15 protein-coding genes are annotated in these 13,909 nt (G+C 42.2%); 7 read left to right on the top strand and 8 right to left on the bottom strand.

From position 1 onward, the window contains the following. Positions 1-57: 57 nt before the first annotated feature. Positions 58-510 carry a hypothetical protein gene (locus tag A3L04_RS09285; RefSeq protein ID WP_068577467.1) on the top strand — a complete coding sequence of 151 codons (453 nt, stop codon included), beginning with the start codon at positions 58-60 and terminating at the stop codon, positions 508-510. 152 nt (positions 511-662) lie between these two features. Here the strand turns inward: A3L04_RS09285 and A3L04_RS09280 are convergent, their stop codons facing one another. Both A3L04_RS09280 and A3L04_RS09275 read right to left on the bottom strand, forming a co-directional pair. Beyond that, positions 663-1,535: a helix-turn-helix transcriptional regulator gene (locus A3L04_RS09280; protein ID WP_068577464.1), complete on the bottom strand. Its 873-nt coding sequence runs from the start codon at positions 1,533-1,535 to the stop codon at positions 663-665. Beyond that, a complete protein-coding gene (locus A3L04_RS09275; RefSeq protein ID WP_068577462.1) occupies positions 1,532-1,870 on the bottom strand; it encodes a DUF134 domain-containing protein in 339 nt (112 codons plus the stop codon). Before A3L04_RS09275 ends, A3L04_RS09280 begins: the two co-directional genes overlap by 4 nt. Before the next feature lie 55 nt (positions 1,871-1,925). On the opposite strand from A3L04_RS09275, the gene A3L04_RS09270 reads away from it, so the two are divergent. Beyond that, positions 1,926-2,342 carry a PPC domain-containing DNA-binding protein gene (locus tag A3L04_RS09270; RefSeq protein WP_068577460.1) on the top strand — a complete coding sequence of 139 codons (417 nt, stop codon included), beginning with the start codon at positions 1,926-1,928 and terminating at the stop codon, positions 2,340-2,342. A 159-nt stretch (positions 2,343-2,501) separates the two neighbouring features. Here the strand turns inward: A3L04_RS09270 and A3L04_RS09265 are convergent, their stop codons facing one another. Then, entirely contained in the window at positions 2,502-3,743 is a 1,242-nt protein-coding gene (locus A3L04_RS09265; RefSeq protein ID WP_068577459.1) for an NAD(P)-binding protein, read from the bottom strand. A gap of 198 nt (positions 3,744-3,941) precedes the next feature. Between A3L04_RS09265 and A3L04_RS09260 the strand changes: the two genes are divergently transcribed. Together A3L04_RS09260 and A3L04_RS09255 are read left to right on the top strand one after the other, a co-directional pair. Then, the gene (locus A3L04_RS09260; protein ID WP_068577457.1) at positions 3,942-5,387 is read left to right on the top strand and encodes a radical SAM/SPASM domain-containing protein; all 1,446 of its coding nucleotides are present in this window, start codon (positions 3,942-3,944) and stop codon (positions 5,385-5,387) included. Positions 5,388-5,611: 224 nt separating this feature from the next. After that, complete coding sequence (locus tag A3L04_RS09255; RefSeq protein ID WP_068577455.1) at positions 5,612-6,817, top strand: MFS transporter; 1,206 nt, start codon at positions 5,612-5,614, stop codon at positions 6,815-6,817. On the opposite strand, the gene coaD is transcribed toward A3L04_RS09255, so the two are convergent. Continuing rightward, positions 6,814-7,311, bottom strand: a complete 498-nt coding sequence (gene coaD / locus A3L04_RS09250) for a phosphopantetheine adenylyltransferase (protein WP_172799785.1) — start codon at positions 7,309-7,311, stop codon at positions 6,814-6,816. The genes A3L04_RS09255 and coaD overlap by 4 nt on opposite strands. 415 nt (positions 7,312-7,726) lie before the next feature. Here coaD and A3L04_RS09245 point away from each other — a divergent pair, with 415 nt between their 5' ends. After that, on the top strand, positions 7,727-9,043 hold the full coding sequence (locus A3L04_RS09245; RefSeq protein WP_068577451.1) for an acetate--CoA ligase family protein: 1,317 nt from the start codon (positions 7,727-7,729) through the stop codon (positions 9,041-9,043). Here the strand turns inward: A3L04_RS09245 and A3L04_RS09240 are convergent. After that, positions 9,033-9,230 carry a hypothetical protein gene (locus A3L04_RS09240; protein WP_068577448.1) on the bottom strand — a complete coding sequence of 66 codons (198 nt, stop codon included), beginning with the start codon at positions 9,228-9,230 and terminating at the stop codon, positions 9,033-9,035. The genes A3L04_RS09245 and A3L04_RS09240 overlap by 11 nt on opposite strands. 154 nt (positions 9,231-9,384) lie before the next feature. Between A3L04_RS09240 and A3L04_RS09235 the strand changes: the two genes are divergently transcribed. Next, on the top strand, positions 9,385-9,936 hold the full coding sequence (locus A3L04_RS09235) for an Lrp/AsnC family transcriptional regulator (RefSeq protein WP_231963739.1): 552 nt from the start codon (positions 9,385-9,387) through the stop codon (positions 9,934-9,936). Here A3L04_RS09235 and cpsA read toward each other — a convergent pair. Genes cpsA through A3L04_RS09220 form a run of 3 tightly spaced genes read right to left on the bottom strand, consistent with a single transcriptional unit; the run spans position 9,933 to position 12,763 of the window. Further along, complete coding sequence (gene cpsA / locus A3L04_RS09230; RefSeq protein WP_068577447.1) at positions 9,933-11,090, bottom strand: carboxypeptidase CpsA; 1,158 nt, start codon at positions 11,088-11,090, stop codon at positions 9,933-9,935. The genes A3L04_RS09235 and cpsA overlap by 4 nt on opposite strands. A gap of 25 nt (positions 11,091-11,115) precedes the next feature. Further along, positions 11,116-12,558, bottom strand: coding sequence for a sodium:solute symporter family protein (locus A3L04_RS09225; protein WP_068577445.1), 1,443 nt, complete (start codon positions 12,556-12,558; stop codon positions 11,116-11,118). Then, on the bottom strand, positions 12,551-12,763 hold the full coding sequence (locus A3L04_RS09220; RefSeq protein ID WP_068577443.1) for a DUF3311 domain-containing protein: 213 nt from the start codon (positions 12,761-12,763) through the stop codon (positions 12,551-12,553). The genes A3L04_RS09225 and A3L04_RS09220 overlap by 8 nt, the downstream gene beginning before the upstream one ends. Before the next feature lie 112 nt (positions 12,764-12,875). Here A3L04_RS09220 and A3L04_RS09215 point away from each other — a divergent pair, with 112 nt between their 5' ends. After that, the gene (locus A3L04_RS09215; protein WP_068577441.1) at positions 12,876-13,865 is read left to right on the top strand and encodes a radical SAM protein; all 990 of its coding nucleotides are present in this window, start codon (positions 12,876-12,878) and stop codon (positions 13,863-13,865) included. Positions 13,866-13,909 lie beyond the last annotated feature (44 nt).

Raw genomic sequence — 13,909 nt, 5'->3', positions numbered from 1 at the left:
CACTAAAGACATGCAACATTAATAATTAGACCAGCCAACTTCATGCAGGGTGGAAGCATGGGAACGGCAGCAAGGATCGCTATAGCTATTCTCCTAATAGGTGCTTTAATCTTCGTTCCAATAGCCACGGTTCAAGTGGGCTTAAGGAACTACCAGCTGACGTACTCAGAGGTTGCAATACTCGCATTCACAAAGACAATAGGCTCAATAATCCACGAGGTTACGGCAAAAGATGTAATCCCGGAAATGTTCTCAGAGGTTAAGAATAGGGAGGAAGTAGACCTCGTGATGTTCTTCTTCATACTTCTCATGACCCTGCTCCTTGCAGCCCCAATAGGTAGCTTGGTGGCATTGGCCTCAAGGGCAGGCTTCGGTCTCGTTATAATATCAATGCTCCCAGTAACAGTCTATGTCTTTAATTATGGAACACCTCAAGCCGGCCTCTACATCGTGTGGGGTCTCGCACTATTGGGCCTTGCCTTTGGTGGATCCAAGAAGTCGAAAGGGTGATATACTACCTTTCTTCGTAACCTTTAATTTTGTTATGAATGCCGGCTTATACATCACCTAATCACCTCAAAGATCAAAGGAGCATCTTCCCTCCCATGTTTACCACATATAGAAGTAAAAAATACGAATTTGTTACTATTTGATATTTTCTTTTATTCTTCTTTTTTGAGTTCTATATTTAGAATTGCCCATGTTTCATTATTTATCTTTTCTAGTTTTACTATTTTTAAACTTTCGAGCCTTTTTAGAATCCTCCATGCAGTAGTTCTTGGGATACCAAGCTCGTTCCTAATATCTGCCTGTCTCACCTTACCACCATGATCAGCAATGTACATTACAACAGCCTTCTCGTCCTCGTTGAGGTTAAACTTTTCTGAGAGTTCTTCGAGCGTTATTCCCTTTATCCTCTTAACTTTAATCCTCTTTCCAAAAATTCCTATGCCTAAACCGACTAACAGCCCAGAGAGTAGGGCTAAGCCCAATTTTCTTGTATCATTGACCTCTCTAACCACGGTTGTTGTAAACGTTTCTATCTTAGTCTCAGTTTTAGTTACAGTCTTCATGGCTTGGTGATCGAAGACGTACTCTATATACTGCTCCCCCCTAGGCATGACAACGGAGTTTCCATTTATGCTTAGAGGAATTCCGGAAAGGCCGACTATAACGGAATCCTGGGGGAGAATTACCACCTTCGTTTCATTGAAGGGTAGCTCAACTCTCCAGACTTTACCCTTCTTTGATGTCAGTTCCGATGTTAAGTATGAAACTTCGAGAATTCCAGACTCCCCGGGATAAAGGGCTATTCCATTGTCCGTAAAGACAAATGAAACTTCCCTTCCATTTATCTTTACAGAAAGGTTCGTGAAGTCCTCAACCGGAAGTGGAATTGAAACGTTTTTTCCAATGCTCACGTTTTCCACGATTCTAACTAATGCATAACCATCGGGGAATACTTTGATCGTCACGTTATAGGCGAGAACGTGGGGGAGCAACAGGAGAAGAACTATTATTGCTAGTTTTTTCATTCTTCATCACTCACCACTTCGTTGCCCTGTGGCAGTATTATCAGTTCTCTTCCCTCCACCAGCATCTGCGCAACTTTCTTCCTCGCCGAGTTCAGGGCCCTCCATACTGTCCCCCTCGAAACGCCCATTCTCTCTCCCGCTTCCTCCTGAGTAAGTCCCTCGTAGTCTACTAGCCTTAGGGCTTCGAACTCCTCGTACGTCATTATTATCGGCGGCTTTGGAGGTCCTACTGGGGGTAGTGCTGGATAAAAGTGTCTAACCTGGGGTATAAAACCTATCATCCTCATCTTTCTTCTCCTTCCTCTTCCCTTACCCCACCCCATTCCTCTTGGCATGGCTATCAATGAGAAGTTTAATGAACTCCTTTATAGTCTTTTATTTGGTGATACCATGTTCTCTGGAGGAAGGATGTATCTCTTTAGAATCCCCGAAGGGGAGGAGTTCGTAAGCTACATGCACGAGTTCCTGAAGAAGGAGGGAATTGAGACGGGAATAGTGAACGCTATAGGGACTTTGAAGAATCCTAAGGTTGGTTACTTTCTAGAGGAAGATGAGAGGTACAAAATCATAGAACTGAAGGGAACGTATGAAATTGCTTCCTTGCTAGGAAACGTTAGCCTAAAGGACTGGAAACCTTTCCTCCATGCTCACGTCGTCCTTGGTGATTCTGAGGGAAATGCCTTTGGAGGTCATCTTCTTGAGGGGGAGGTTCTTGTTGCAGAGGTTTTTGTGCTTGAGCTAAAGGGCAAGAGACTTGAGAGGAACGTCATTGAGAAAGGGCTTACCCTCTGGCCAATAGAAGAATAGCAATGAGAAATCCGATTAGTAAACTTAAGAATAATAGAACGTCTACCTTCGAATATTCCCTTACTCTTCTACGCTCGATCTCTGCCTCTTTTCTCATTGTTTCTCTAACAGCGACTGCAGTCTCGAAATCTTTCTTGTTTGGGATTTGCATAGATAAAATTAGAGCTTCCAAGATTTAAAGTTACCTATCCCGATTCTCTCTAGGACTTCCATTACTCCCAGGGCTATTCCATCTACCTCTATTCCTCCCATAGGCCTGTAGCCGTCTCCAACGACGTAAATGTTCTCAAGAGGCCACTTGACGTGCACTCCGGCCCTCGTCCTGTTGACTGGGTTGTTTCCACGGTAGACTTGAGCAAGCAATGGTTCGCCATCTGGGAATACCCCAAGAATATCATTCCATCCTTTCTTTATAGCCCTTTTAGGGCTTTCCTTGAGGGCCATGTGGGCCATTATGAGCGTGTATCCCTCCTTTGCGAGAGATTGGTCTAAGGAGGAGGGCTCATTAAAGCCGTTGATGCTGAGCTGAGGTGTAAAGACTACCGTGTTCCCTATCCTGGGTTCCCCAGGAACCGCTAGGTTGAACTTAACTCCCTCACTTGGTTTAATTTTATCGACTTCTTTCAAGAAGTCCCTGGGGAATTCCTCCTCTCCAACTAGCTCTACGGTTTCCTTTATTCCGATGTTTGAAATTAGAAGGTCATATTGGTATTCGGAACCGCTCTCACCGATGACCCTTCCCTCTTCAACCTCAACAGCCCTCTCCCTAGTTATTATCCTCCCCTTGTTCTCCGTTATTATCCTTGACAGCTCATCGATTACGGCCTTGCATCCTCCCCTAATGAGCCCGGGCCCTCCCCACATTAATGCTGCCTTTATCTCCTTTGCCAGTTCTATCGCTGGAATTTCGTTCAGGGAAACGCTGTCGGCCCAGCCGACGAAGCTCTCCAAGAATTTCAGTGTGAATTCATTGTCTCCAACTTTTTCTTTTATCCATTCATCTGCCGGAATAAGGGCCTCTTCTCCCTTCGGAAGCCTGTTGGCCTTTATCTCCGCAAGGAGTTTTAGCGCCTTCGCCTTCTCCTTAAACCCCAGGAACTTCCAACCTTCCCTGTAGTGCATGATTCTGCCATTCCATAGAATCTTGCCCTTCGGGTCAGAATTTACTATCTCAACCTTTGCCCCCAGGATCTTGAGCAGGTAGGCTAGAGGGCCATCTTCTCCGTGGGGAACCATGTGGAGTGCCCCAGTAGAGAGCTGAAATCCTTTGTACGGTAAGTTCGTGAACCTCCCTCCAATTATGGGTGATTTTTCGAGGATTGTGACTTCATACCCATTCTTAGCGAGAAAAGCTCCTGCCAATAAACCTCCGAGACCGGCCCCAATTATTACAGCTCTCATCGGGATCACCTGATTTAAATTTTGTCAGGTCTTTTTAATTCTCCTACTACCATCTACTATCGTATGATTGAATTACTAAGATTATACTCAAAGAACTATTAATAATTCATCGATAATTATTATACTAATGACAAGAATTATATAAAAAAACTTAAAAATACATAATTACAAGAGTAACGATAGTAGGTAGATGAAACTATGGAGCCCATTAAAATTTTGGACATTATAGCTCTAAGAACCGAGATTAATAATATTAAAAAATATTTTATCATTCATGATTCGTCTGGTTATATTCTTGAAATAGATGAGGGAATATATGATATCCTAAAGAAGCTTAAGGAGGAGAAAAATAACAAGTTAACTGAAGAAGAAAAAATTAAACTTAACGAACTTTTTCGGTATATAAATGAGTTGCCCCCACTTCAGCTAACTGATGATATTGAGCTCCCTTTGTACATTCTGGGCGGGAGCCTTAATATTTCTCAGGCATGTAACTTTTCCTGTATTTATTGCTATGCGGATAGGGGGCTTTATGGGAATTATAAACCAAAACTCATGAACTTTGAAATTGCAAAGAAAAGTGTTGATTTATTACTTCAAAAAAGCAATAAGGTCACGATAATCACATTTTTTGGTGGGGAGCCTTTGTTAAATTTCGAGACAATAAAGGAAGTTGTTAAATATGCCAAAAGGAGGGCTAATATTCTTAATAAAGACGTTGTCTTTACAATAACTACAAATGGTTATCTATTAACCCCGGAGATTGCTGATTTTCTATTAGAAAATAATTTTGACATAAACATAAGCCTCGATGGGTATAGAGAACTACACAACAAAAACAGACCTTTAGCGGACGGTAGCCCAACTTATGATGTTGTGGCAAGCAACATCAAATACACTTTAAAAAGGGCTAAAGAGCTTGGTAGATTTAGGGGAATATCTATAAAAGCCACTCTCATGCCCGACCAAGTTAAAGAGGCTTATAGAGTCTATAAACACATAAAAAAGGAGTTTAATCCGCCAATAATAGCAATAGGCTTTGCTACACTCTCTAATGGAGCTATGAGTAAGAAACATGTAGATATGTATTTAAAAGAGCTCCGAAAAATCGCCATTGACGAAGTAAGGACATTTGGGGAGCTGAATAGGATTCTCTTCGGAGATTTTGTACTGCAACTTACGGATATTTATAGTGGAAAAATTAAAGCTCAACATTGTGGTGCAGGATTTGGTAGCATAGCAATAGATGTGGAAGGAGATATTTACCCATGTCAAAGGTTTGTGTCCTTTAAGAATTTTAAACTTGGTAATGTAGATTCATTTTCTTTAAAAGATTTATTAAAATTTGAAGGGCAAAAATATACGCCATTCAATCATGAACCGTGTAAATCCTGTTGGCTTAAGTTTTATTGTCATAATTTCTGCTATTATGATAACATAATCTACACAGGCAAGATAACTATCCCACAAACCCTATCATGTTATTATGCAAAAGAAAAGTTTAAAATTGGACTCTGGTTATACTCAAAGCTTTATGATGAGTATAGTGACAAGTTTGAAGAGTATCTTCAAAAGAGAACAGATATTAGCAGAGTATCTCGTACTCAAGTTGTTTTATCCCGCACTCTCTCAAAAACACGCTGAATCCTACTTACCTCGATTATAAAAAACTTGGGGGGTGAGGAAATGAGGGCCTTGACAAAGTGTGTCCCAAAGATTAGAAAACTTTACCTATGTGACTCGATAGGAGACATACTTTGCGAAAAAATTATAGAAATTCCAGATAGGAGTCTCTGGTAGGGTTCAAAATCTTTGATCTTTTATCTATTTTTTTACATTTTTAAATCTCTCAAAGAGGAGGTTTAAAAATGGAGATAACAAAGAAATACAAATTATTTTATGCCCTAATGAATGTGAACTTTCTTGGTGGAATAATAGTTATTTACTATCTTGCAAAAGGTTTAACTTATGCCCAAATAGGAATAGCAACTGCTATCTCAACAATTGGTTTCTTCCTCTTTGAGGTCCCAACGGGTGTCATCGGAGACAAAGTGAGTCGAAAGAAAAGTGTGCTCATAGGCCTTGCACTTTTCCCAATGGGGACTATAATTCTTCTGTTCCTAAAGAACTTCCCAATGCTAATAGCGTATTCAGTAATAACATCAATTAGCGTGACTTTTATCAGTGGAAGTCTTCAAGCGTGGTTGTATGATAATCTTAAGTACTTGGGTAGGGAGAGAGAGTACAGAAAACTAATGAAAGACATAAAGACTATAACTCTGCCCTTATCCGCAGTAACGGTTGTAATTGGAAGCTTTTTAGCTCAATACTATGGTTTTAGACTTCCATTGATTTTAAAACTGATACTTGAAATCATGATGATCATAGTGGCCATTAGTATCCCTGAGTATGAGTTCAAAAAACCCAAGGTCGCATACCATATTCACGTTCTACACTCACTTAAGGAACTAATGAAGCCAAACATATTCTGGTTAATTGTCGTGGCAATAACAGTAGCAATGTCGATTAATCAATTTCGACAATACTTTGAGCCTTATCTAGGTAATATCCTAGCTCAAAATCTTAAAACAACGATAATGGGGACTTTGGGTATTTTGGGCCTTGTTGAGGCATTAGTCAAAGCTATCCCGAGGTTAGTTGGCGTAAGGCTGAAAGAGAAATGGAGTGCATTTGCGTATTCAATAGCTCCCGTAAGCATTCCCATACTCACGGCGTTGTCAGTGATTTACAGGAATCCAATCTTCATCGTAGTACTTGGGACTATAGCGACGATAATTAACACCGCCTTTTCATTTAACTTTGGCATTGAGTTACAAACGAGGATACCTAGCGAAAAGAGGGCTACTATAATTTCATTATATTCTATGGTTTCTGCGTTGGTAATGGCATTTTTCTATGGGATCTATGGATTTGCTGTTAATAGAATTGGTTTAGCGGAGGCAAGGTTGATGTTTGCTCTAGCGCTCTTTGCAGTTGGGTTGGCATTTAAGGGAGCTCAGGTACTTGGCATACTTAAAGAGCCTCTGGAACTGAAGCATTTATCAGGAAACTAGAGTCTCTTTTCTTTTCTCTGCTTTTTACCGATTGGGTTGCCAAATGGATCAATAAGCCCTGCTCTTATCAGTGAGGAGCTTATCTTCCCGCCAAGTTTGCTCTTGACTAGAGGTATCACAACTATCTCCAATGGTTTAAGGCCCAGTTCCTCCCTTGCCCTGTTCACGAGAAGGGCCCCTTTATATGTCTCCTCACTTACGACAATGGCCTCGAGGCTCTTTATCTTTGTCGTGAAGCCTATTGCGTTGTGTATCTTGATTATCCTGTAGTTCTTAAAGCCGTTAACTTCAAAAAACATTAAAAGATCCTTGAGCCTTCTCTCGTAGGGGAGGATTTTCTCGGCGTATGGTTTTTCTTTAACCATTTCGTCTGAGGTTAACCCAACGTAAACTATCTCGCCTACTTCAAAGGCCTTCCTTAATAGGGCCTTGTGGCCGAGATGTAGCCTGTCAAACGTCCCACCAACGACGACTTTCTTGAACTTTTTCATCACAATAATTTTCGTAGGGAGGTTATTATGGTTTGTGGGGTTAGAGGAGCATTTATAGGGTAAGTGACAGGAGTAGTGATGGTGGCGGTAGTAACATCGATAGTCGTGGGTTTTATTTTCTCCATTGCATGGGCCTTAGCGTACTCCTTAATACTCTCGTTTCCATAGTTCTGGGAGTATTACTCGCTATGTATAAGCTACTCTATGCTTATCCTGGGCCCGAGTGGGTAATCGGCTTTGTCTTGTGATTTCCTGTTGGACTCAAAATCGTTCAAAGGATAGGGCCAGAGAAGCCAACGGATGAGGGGGCAATAGCAGTTCTGCTCGCTGGTCCTCTAATTCTAGTCCTTCTATTGACAGCAATGGCTCTTCTTTAAATCTTTTAAATATTTCATGTGAGTGAATTTGGGGTGGTGAAATGGACTACTTTTTCTATCCAAAGAGCGTCGCGATCTTCGGATCGTTTAGGAAAGGAAGCATAGCGAGGGAGATACTGAGGAATGTAGTTGAGGGCGGGTTCGAGGGCAAGATAATCCCAGTCAATCCAAAGGGAGGGGAAGTCGAGGTCGCCGGTAGGAAGTTCAAAGTAAGGGAGAGGCTTGATGAGGGGGTTGACGTTTCAATAATAGTGATCCCAGCAAAGCTCGTTCCTGGGTTAATTAGGGAGCTCAAAGGTTTGACTAAAGGGGCAGTTGTTATCTCCGCCGGCTTTTCGGAGGTTGGGAATGTTGAGCTTGAGAAAGAGCTCGTGGAAGCTGCAAAGGAAGCTGGAATTAGGATTATAGGGCCTAATTGTGCGGGGATTTTTGGAGTTCATGGAAAGTTCTTCGGATCGTTTGAGGTTCGTGTCAGGCCTGGGGGCCTAGCCCTAATAAGCCAGAGCGGGGCCTTTGGAGGAGCAGCGTTAGCCATGGGCAACGAGGAGGGAGTGGGCTTTTCTGCGTTCGTTAGCTATGGGAATGCATCCGATCTGGACGAGAGCGACTTCCTCAGGTACTTCGCCGACGACCCCAACACGAAGGTCATTGCACTGTACATAGAGGGAGTAAAGGATGGGAAGAAGTTCATGGAGGCATTGAAATACGCAACTTCAAAGAAGCCTGTAATAATCTTAAAAGCTGGAAAGAGCAAGAGCGGGGCCAGAGCTGCCCAGAGTCACACTGGTTCTCTGGCCGGTTCGTACGAGATATATAAGGCCGTGTTTAAGCAAACTGGAGCAATTGAAGTCGAGGAGATGGAGGAGCTGTTTGATGCCGCAAAGGCCTTTGAGATGTACTCAAGAGCTGGAAGGAGAGTCGCAGTGGTTACGAATTCGGGCGGGCCGGGAGTTTTGGCCACAGATAAGGTGGAGAGGCTCGGCCTTGAAATTGCAAAGCTAAGTGATAAGACCATTGAAGAGCTAAAGACATTTCTGCCACCCCAATGTTCCGTTAAGAACCCAATCGACTTAATAGCCGATGCCGACTACGATAGGTACAGGAGGACGATAGAGGTTGTATGTAAAGATGAGAACGTTGATTCAATCCTCGTAATCTGCGTTCCGCCGATCTTCATCCCTAGCGAGGAAATTGCTAGAGCTGTAATCGATGCTAAATGCGACAAGCCGATAATAGTGAACTTCATGGCAGGTGAACTCGTGAGGAAAGGCATAAAAATCCTAGAAAAAGAGGGAATAAAGAACTTTCCAACACCTGAGAGGGCAGCCAAGGCTTTGTACTGGCTCTCTAGTAGGTAGTGATCGTCCTGTTGGTTATTATCAGTGGCTTTGCCTTCTCATACTCAATTACTACCTCCTTTGGAACCTCTCCTGGCGGAGCCTTGGTCTTCTTTTTCTTCTTCTCTCCGAGACCCTGTATGAGCAACTCTAGCCCACTGCTGATGAGCCTTATCCCATACGTAGTCCTAACGTTCACCCTCTTCATGGTTATTCACCACTCTTAGTGATACCACATAGAAATATAAAGCTTTCCAATATATACCCCATAATCTATATAGACAATGTTATATATAAATAGTTCGGATTTCCAGATATTAAAACAAAACCTTATAAGGAAATAGCATTCGAGTATTTTGAATATGAATGAAATGTTTGAATATTTGTCTGAAAGGGAAAGTGTGGAGATCGAACTCCTCAAGAGGATATTCAGGGGTATTCTTGATGAGACCGATATCAAAATTTACATGTTTTTACGGGAAAATGGGAAGATTAGTGATAGTGAAATTGCACGAAGATTGGGAATTTCAGTTACAACTGTTAGACGCAGGAGGAAACGTCTAGAAGAAAAGGGACTACTTCAGATTGTTGGACTTCTTCTGTTGAAGGCTGCGGATATTCAATATGCAGATGTCTTGGTTAAGTTTAGGCAAGGTGTTAGGGTGGAGGAAATTAATGAATTTATAAACACGGCTGTTAACAATCCCCGGATTTATGAGGTTACAGTTTATATTGGGGGAGAGTATGATGTCCTATTGAGATTTTTCGAAAGTAATCTTGAAAGATTAAAGTACCATATTGAAAAATTCGTGAGAAGCTCTGATATTATAGAACATTACACAATAAATACAGCCATTGGCAGTCCAAAAGCGTGGTATAAGGTTTTTAAAATTAAAATAGGAAATAACCCTTAACTTTTTAGGTATTCGATAGCAAGTAGTGAATAAATTGCCGTACCTTTCCATAGCACAGCTTCGTCCACATCAAACTTTGGATGGTGATGCGGATAGATTATTCCCTTCTTCTCATTTTTAATTCCTAGTAATACAAAAAGACCAGGCGCTTTTGTGGTATAAAAGGCGAAATCTTCAGCTCCTAAGGAAGGTTTTGGCTCAACTATTTCTCCTAAGGGGGACAGGACTTCCCTGGCGAATTTTGCTAGTTTCTCATCGTTTATTGTTGGTGGGATATGCTCCATGGTTAGAGTGAATTCTGCACTGCCTCTCATACCATCGGCGTACTCTCTTGTTATTTTCTCCATTCTTTCTACTATAAAGTCCCTAACTTTTTCATTAAATGTTCTAATAGTCCCTAGAATCTCTGCCTCTTCAGGAATAACGTTAAACGTTGTGCCTGCCTTTATGCTGGTAACGCTAATTACAACAGGCTCTATAGGGTCTATTTCTCTAATTGGGATCTTATAATATCCATCTACTAACTCCACTGCTATAGCTATAGGGTCTATTGTTTGATGTGGGTACGCCCCATGTCCTCCCTTACCGACTATTCTTACCTTAAATGCGTCGGCTGAAGCCAGAAGTGCTCCATGCCTTATTCCTATTACCCCACTTGGGAGGTCTGCCCAAACGTGAATTCCGAAGATCGCATCTACATCATCTAAATGACCTTCTTCGACTATCTTCTTTGCTCCAAGTCCTCCTTCTTCAGCCGGTTGGAATATGAGTTTTATCGTTCCATCAAAGGGTATTTCCCTCAGAACTCTCGCTGCCCCTAGGAGCATTGCAGTATGAGCATCGTGACCACAGGCGTGCATCTTCCCTGGGATTTTCGATTTGTATGGAACGTCATTTTCCTCCTGAATTGGCAAGGCATCAATGTCAGCTCTTAGCGCCACTGTTTTTCCATTCCCTTTCTTAAGAACCCCTATAACTCCAGTTTCTGCTGTTCTTATTATTTTATATCCAAGTTTTTCCAGTTCTTCTCTAATAATTTTGGATGTTCTCACTTCTTCGTATTTAAGTTCAGGATACATGTGAAATTCCCTTCTCATCTTTATTATATATTCCTCGAGTTCTCTTGCTTTTTCGATTATTGTTTTTGATTCCATATCCTCACCTCCAAAGATTATAAGATCAAGAAAAGGCAGCTCTAAACTTCTCGAAGTTTGGATCTGGCTTTGTTAGGTATGCGACTATAATTGTCACGATGAAGTTAACCATTAATCCCCAAAGTCCAAAGTGAATTCCTAGTGGATTAGTCTTTAGACCAAACTTCAGGTACGTTATTGTTATAAGTCCAGCTATTATCCCTGCTCCTGCAGCATACTTGTTCATTCTCTTCCAGAATATTCCAAGGACTGCCCCAGGGAATAATTGAGTCATTCCTGAGTACGCTAGGAGCAATAAGGCAACTAACCTACCTGGGGCATATAACGCTAGGATCATAGCCGTCAGACCGAATAAAATTACTGAAATCCTGCTTGCTAGAACAAGCTCTCTGTCTGAAGCTGACGGCTTAACTATGGTGTATATGTTCTTGGAGAGTAATCCCGCCAAAGAGAGAATTATGGCACTTGCCGTAGACGCTGCAGCAGCAAAACCTGCGGCTCCCACTATTCCGAGCACCCAAGAGGGATAAGAAAGCTCTACAGCTTTGAGCACTGCTTCGTCAGGTCTTCCCAATTGGACTCCAAGGGCCGCAACTGTGAATCCAGCTAATATTACTGGAATCATGAATATCGAATATAGTGGAAGTAGAACGTAGTTCCTCTTTAATGTCTTCAGGTCTCTAGCGCTATATATTGAGGGGTACAGCTGTGGGTACATAAAGAACCCAAGACCGCTTAGTATTAGTGTTGAAACATACCATGATATCCCAAGAGGAGGATGAAGAACAAGGTGGCCAGGTTTAACTTTTTCTAATGCTGTGAACATTTCCCCTATACCACCAAACTGAATGAATGGAACTGCAAATAAGACGGCCCATGCTACTATGAACATTAGGAGTGCTTGAAGGAAGTTAGTCCAGGCTATGCCCCTAAGTCCACTTGTATAAACATATATCAGCATTATGACCATTCCAATGACGATTCCAGCCTTCAGGGAAATACTACCCAATGACCCCACATGAATTATATAGCCAAGTCCTTGCAACTGGAGCTGGAGGTATGGAACGTTGAATATTATTCCAATTAACGCCACCAAAAGTGCGAGAGCCTTGCTGTCGTATCTTGTTTCGAAATAATCGGCCTCGGTTACACACTTGAAAACTTTACCGATCTTCCATACATATCTGGCATAGAAATAACCGAAGGAATACGCCAGGGCTCCGTAACCTATAGCGTACATTATTGGCATTCCATAAGAGTACGCCCATCCTCCCGTTCCTAAAAATGCGTATGCGCTATATATCTCTCCAGCCATCAAGACGTAAAGGAATATTAAGCCAAGGCTTCTCCCTGAAACGAGGTATCCTTCTAAACTGAACTTCCTCTTAATTCCTGCGAGCACACCAACGATCAGGCTTATGAACACCCATGAGAGGATTAGGATTACAGGAATAGTCGCTTCACTCAAGGAGTCCACCTCCTAGCTCCAGCTTATATGCCCCATAGAGGCAGAGACTTGTAATGATCAGCCAAATTGTATTCCAGAACATTAATGGAGGCATTCCTAAGATTAAGGGCCTTGGCTTGTTGAAGAACGGGGAGATAATAACGTACGCTACCCATGGAATTATGCCTAATAGCATTGCATATTTTTGGGCGGTTTCTCGATCCATTCCCCTCCCCCCATTGTTGAACATGGTTGTCTATTAATGTACAAATTTAAGCCTTTTGGTTTAAAATTTGTCAAGAAATAAAGATGTTATTGGACCACCTGTAGCGGCAAAAATGAAATACTTAGAGAGACAAAACTTTGCATGTATGGCATTGATGGAGTGTTGGATCTGCGAAAGAAAATGTAAGCTTAATGAAGGTAAAGTTGGAGTATGCAAGAATTACGCAAACATTAACGGGGAGTTAGTTCACATCGGCTATGGGAAGTTGAGTGCGGTTGAGAGCAGGCCAATAGAGATAAAGCCCTTCTTCCATTATTATCCCGGGACTACCGCTTTAACCTTCTCAGGCTATGGTTGCAACTTCTACTGTCCCTGGTGCCAGAACTACCATTTGAGCTTCTCCAGCCCTCCAGATATCGAACTAATTCCTCCTGAAAAACTTGTTGGACTAGCTCTCTTGCATGGTGATCAAGGCCTCTGTGCCAGCTTCAACGAGCCCGCGACTCTCTTCCATTATTTACTTGATGTTTTTGAGCTTGGAACTAAGAGAGGCTTATACTCCTGCTTAGTCACTAACGGCTACTTCACGCTAAAAGCCCTAAAAATGCTTCTAGATGCCGGAGCTACAGGGTTTAGCATTGACATAAAAGGTTGCCCAGGGATGAAAGTCCTAACTACTATAGATCACTCCAAAGTGTTTAGGAACGCGCGCTTCATACTGGACAATGGCGGTCACGTTGAAATGGTATACCTCGTCGTTCCTAAGGCAAACGATTCCTGCTACGAGTGGATATTCAAGATGCACTTGGAGAAGTTAGGTGAAGATGTCCCCCTTCACATAAATCGATACTATCCAGCGAACTACTGGAGAGAGTCCCCTACATCCCTGGAGTGCCTAATAAGGCTCAGGGAGATCGCAATGAAAGAGTACAACATAAAGTTCGTTTACGTTGGAAATGTTGGCGATCCGAGGCTCGAGGCAACTCACTGTCCCAAATGCGGGAAGAGACTGATAACGAGGATTGGCTATAGGGTGGTTGAGTTCAAGGTTAAGGATGGTAAGTGTCCATACTGCGGAGAGAGAATTCCCATATATGGATAACTTTATATCTCCTCTTCTCCTCCCAATAGGGTGAGGCACGATAA

Source organism: Thermococcus chitonophagus, from assembly GCF_002214605.1.
Taxonomy (GTDB): Archaea; Methanobacteriota_B; Thermococci; order Thermococcales; family Thermococcaceae; genus Pyrococcus; species Pyrococcus chitonophagus.
Note: the sequence above shows the minus strand (reverse complement) of the source record. Positions and strands in the feature narration are given on the sequence as shown.

Bases quoted from the DNA above. Each gene is read 5' to 3' on its own strand.
- A3L04_RS09220 (WP_068577443.1), bottom strand. From the start codon at position 12,763: ATGGATCGAGAAACCGCCCAAAAATATGCAATGCTATTAGGCATAATT.
- A3L04_RS09275 (WP_068577462.1), bottom strand. From the start codon at position 1,870: ATGCCAAGAGGAATGGGGTGGGGTAAGGGAAGAGGAAGGAGAAGAAAG.
- A3L04_RS09235 (WP_231963739.1), top strand. From the start codon at position 9,385: ATGAATGAAATGTTTGAATATTTGTCTGAAAGGGAAAGTGTGGAGATC.
- A3L04_RS09280 (WP_068577464.1), bottom strand. From the start codon at position 1,535: ATGAAAAAACTAGCAATAATAGTTCTTCTCCTGTTGCTCCCCCACGTT.
- A3L04_RS09260 (WP_068577457.1), top strand. From the start codon at position 3,942: ATGGAGCCCATTAAAATTTTGGACATTATAGCTCTAAGAACCGAGATT.
- A3L04_RS09245 (WP_068577451.1), top strand. From the start codon at position 7,727: ATGGACTACTTTTTCTATCCAAAGAGCGTCGCGATCTTCGGATCGTTT.
- cpsA (WP_068577447.1), bottom strand. From the start codon at position 11,090: ATGGAATCAAAAACAATAATCGAAAAAGCAAGAGAACTCGAGGAATAT.
- A3L04_RS09265 (WP_068577459.1), bottom strand. From the start codon at position 3,743: ATGAGAGCTGTAATAATTGGGGCCGGTCTCGGAGGTTTATTGGCAGGA.
- A3L04_RS09270 (WP_068577460.1), top strand. From the start codon at position 1,926: ATGTTCTCTGGAGGAAGGATGTATCTCTTTAGAATCCCCGAAGGGGAG.
- A3L04_RS09240 (WP_068577448.1), bottom strand. From the start codon at position 9,230: ATGAAGAGGGTGAACGTTAGGACTACGTATGGGATAAGGCTCATCAGC.
- A3L04_RS09255 (WP_068577455.1), top strand. From the start codon at position 5,612: ATGGAGATAACAAAGAAATACAAATTATTTTATGCCCTAATGAATGTG.
- A3L04_RS09215 (WP_068577441.1), top strand. From the start codon at position 12,876: ATGAAATACTTAGAGAGACAAAACTTTGCATGTATGGCATTGATGGAG.
- A3L04_RS09285 (WP_068577467.1), top strand. From the start codon at position 58: ATGGGAACGGCAGCAAGGATCGCTATAGCTATTCTCCTAATAGGTGCT.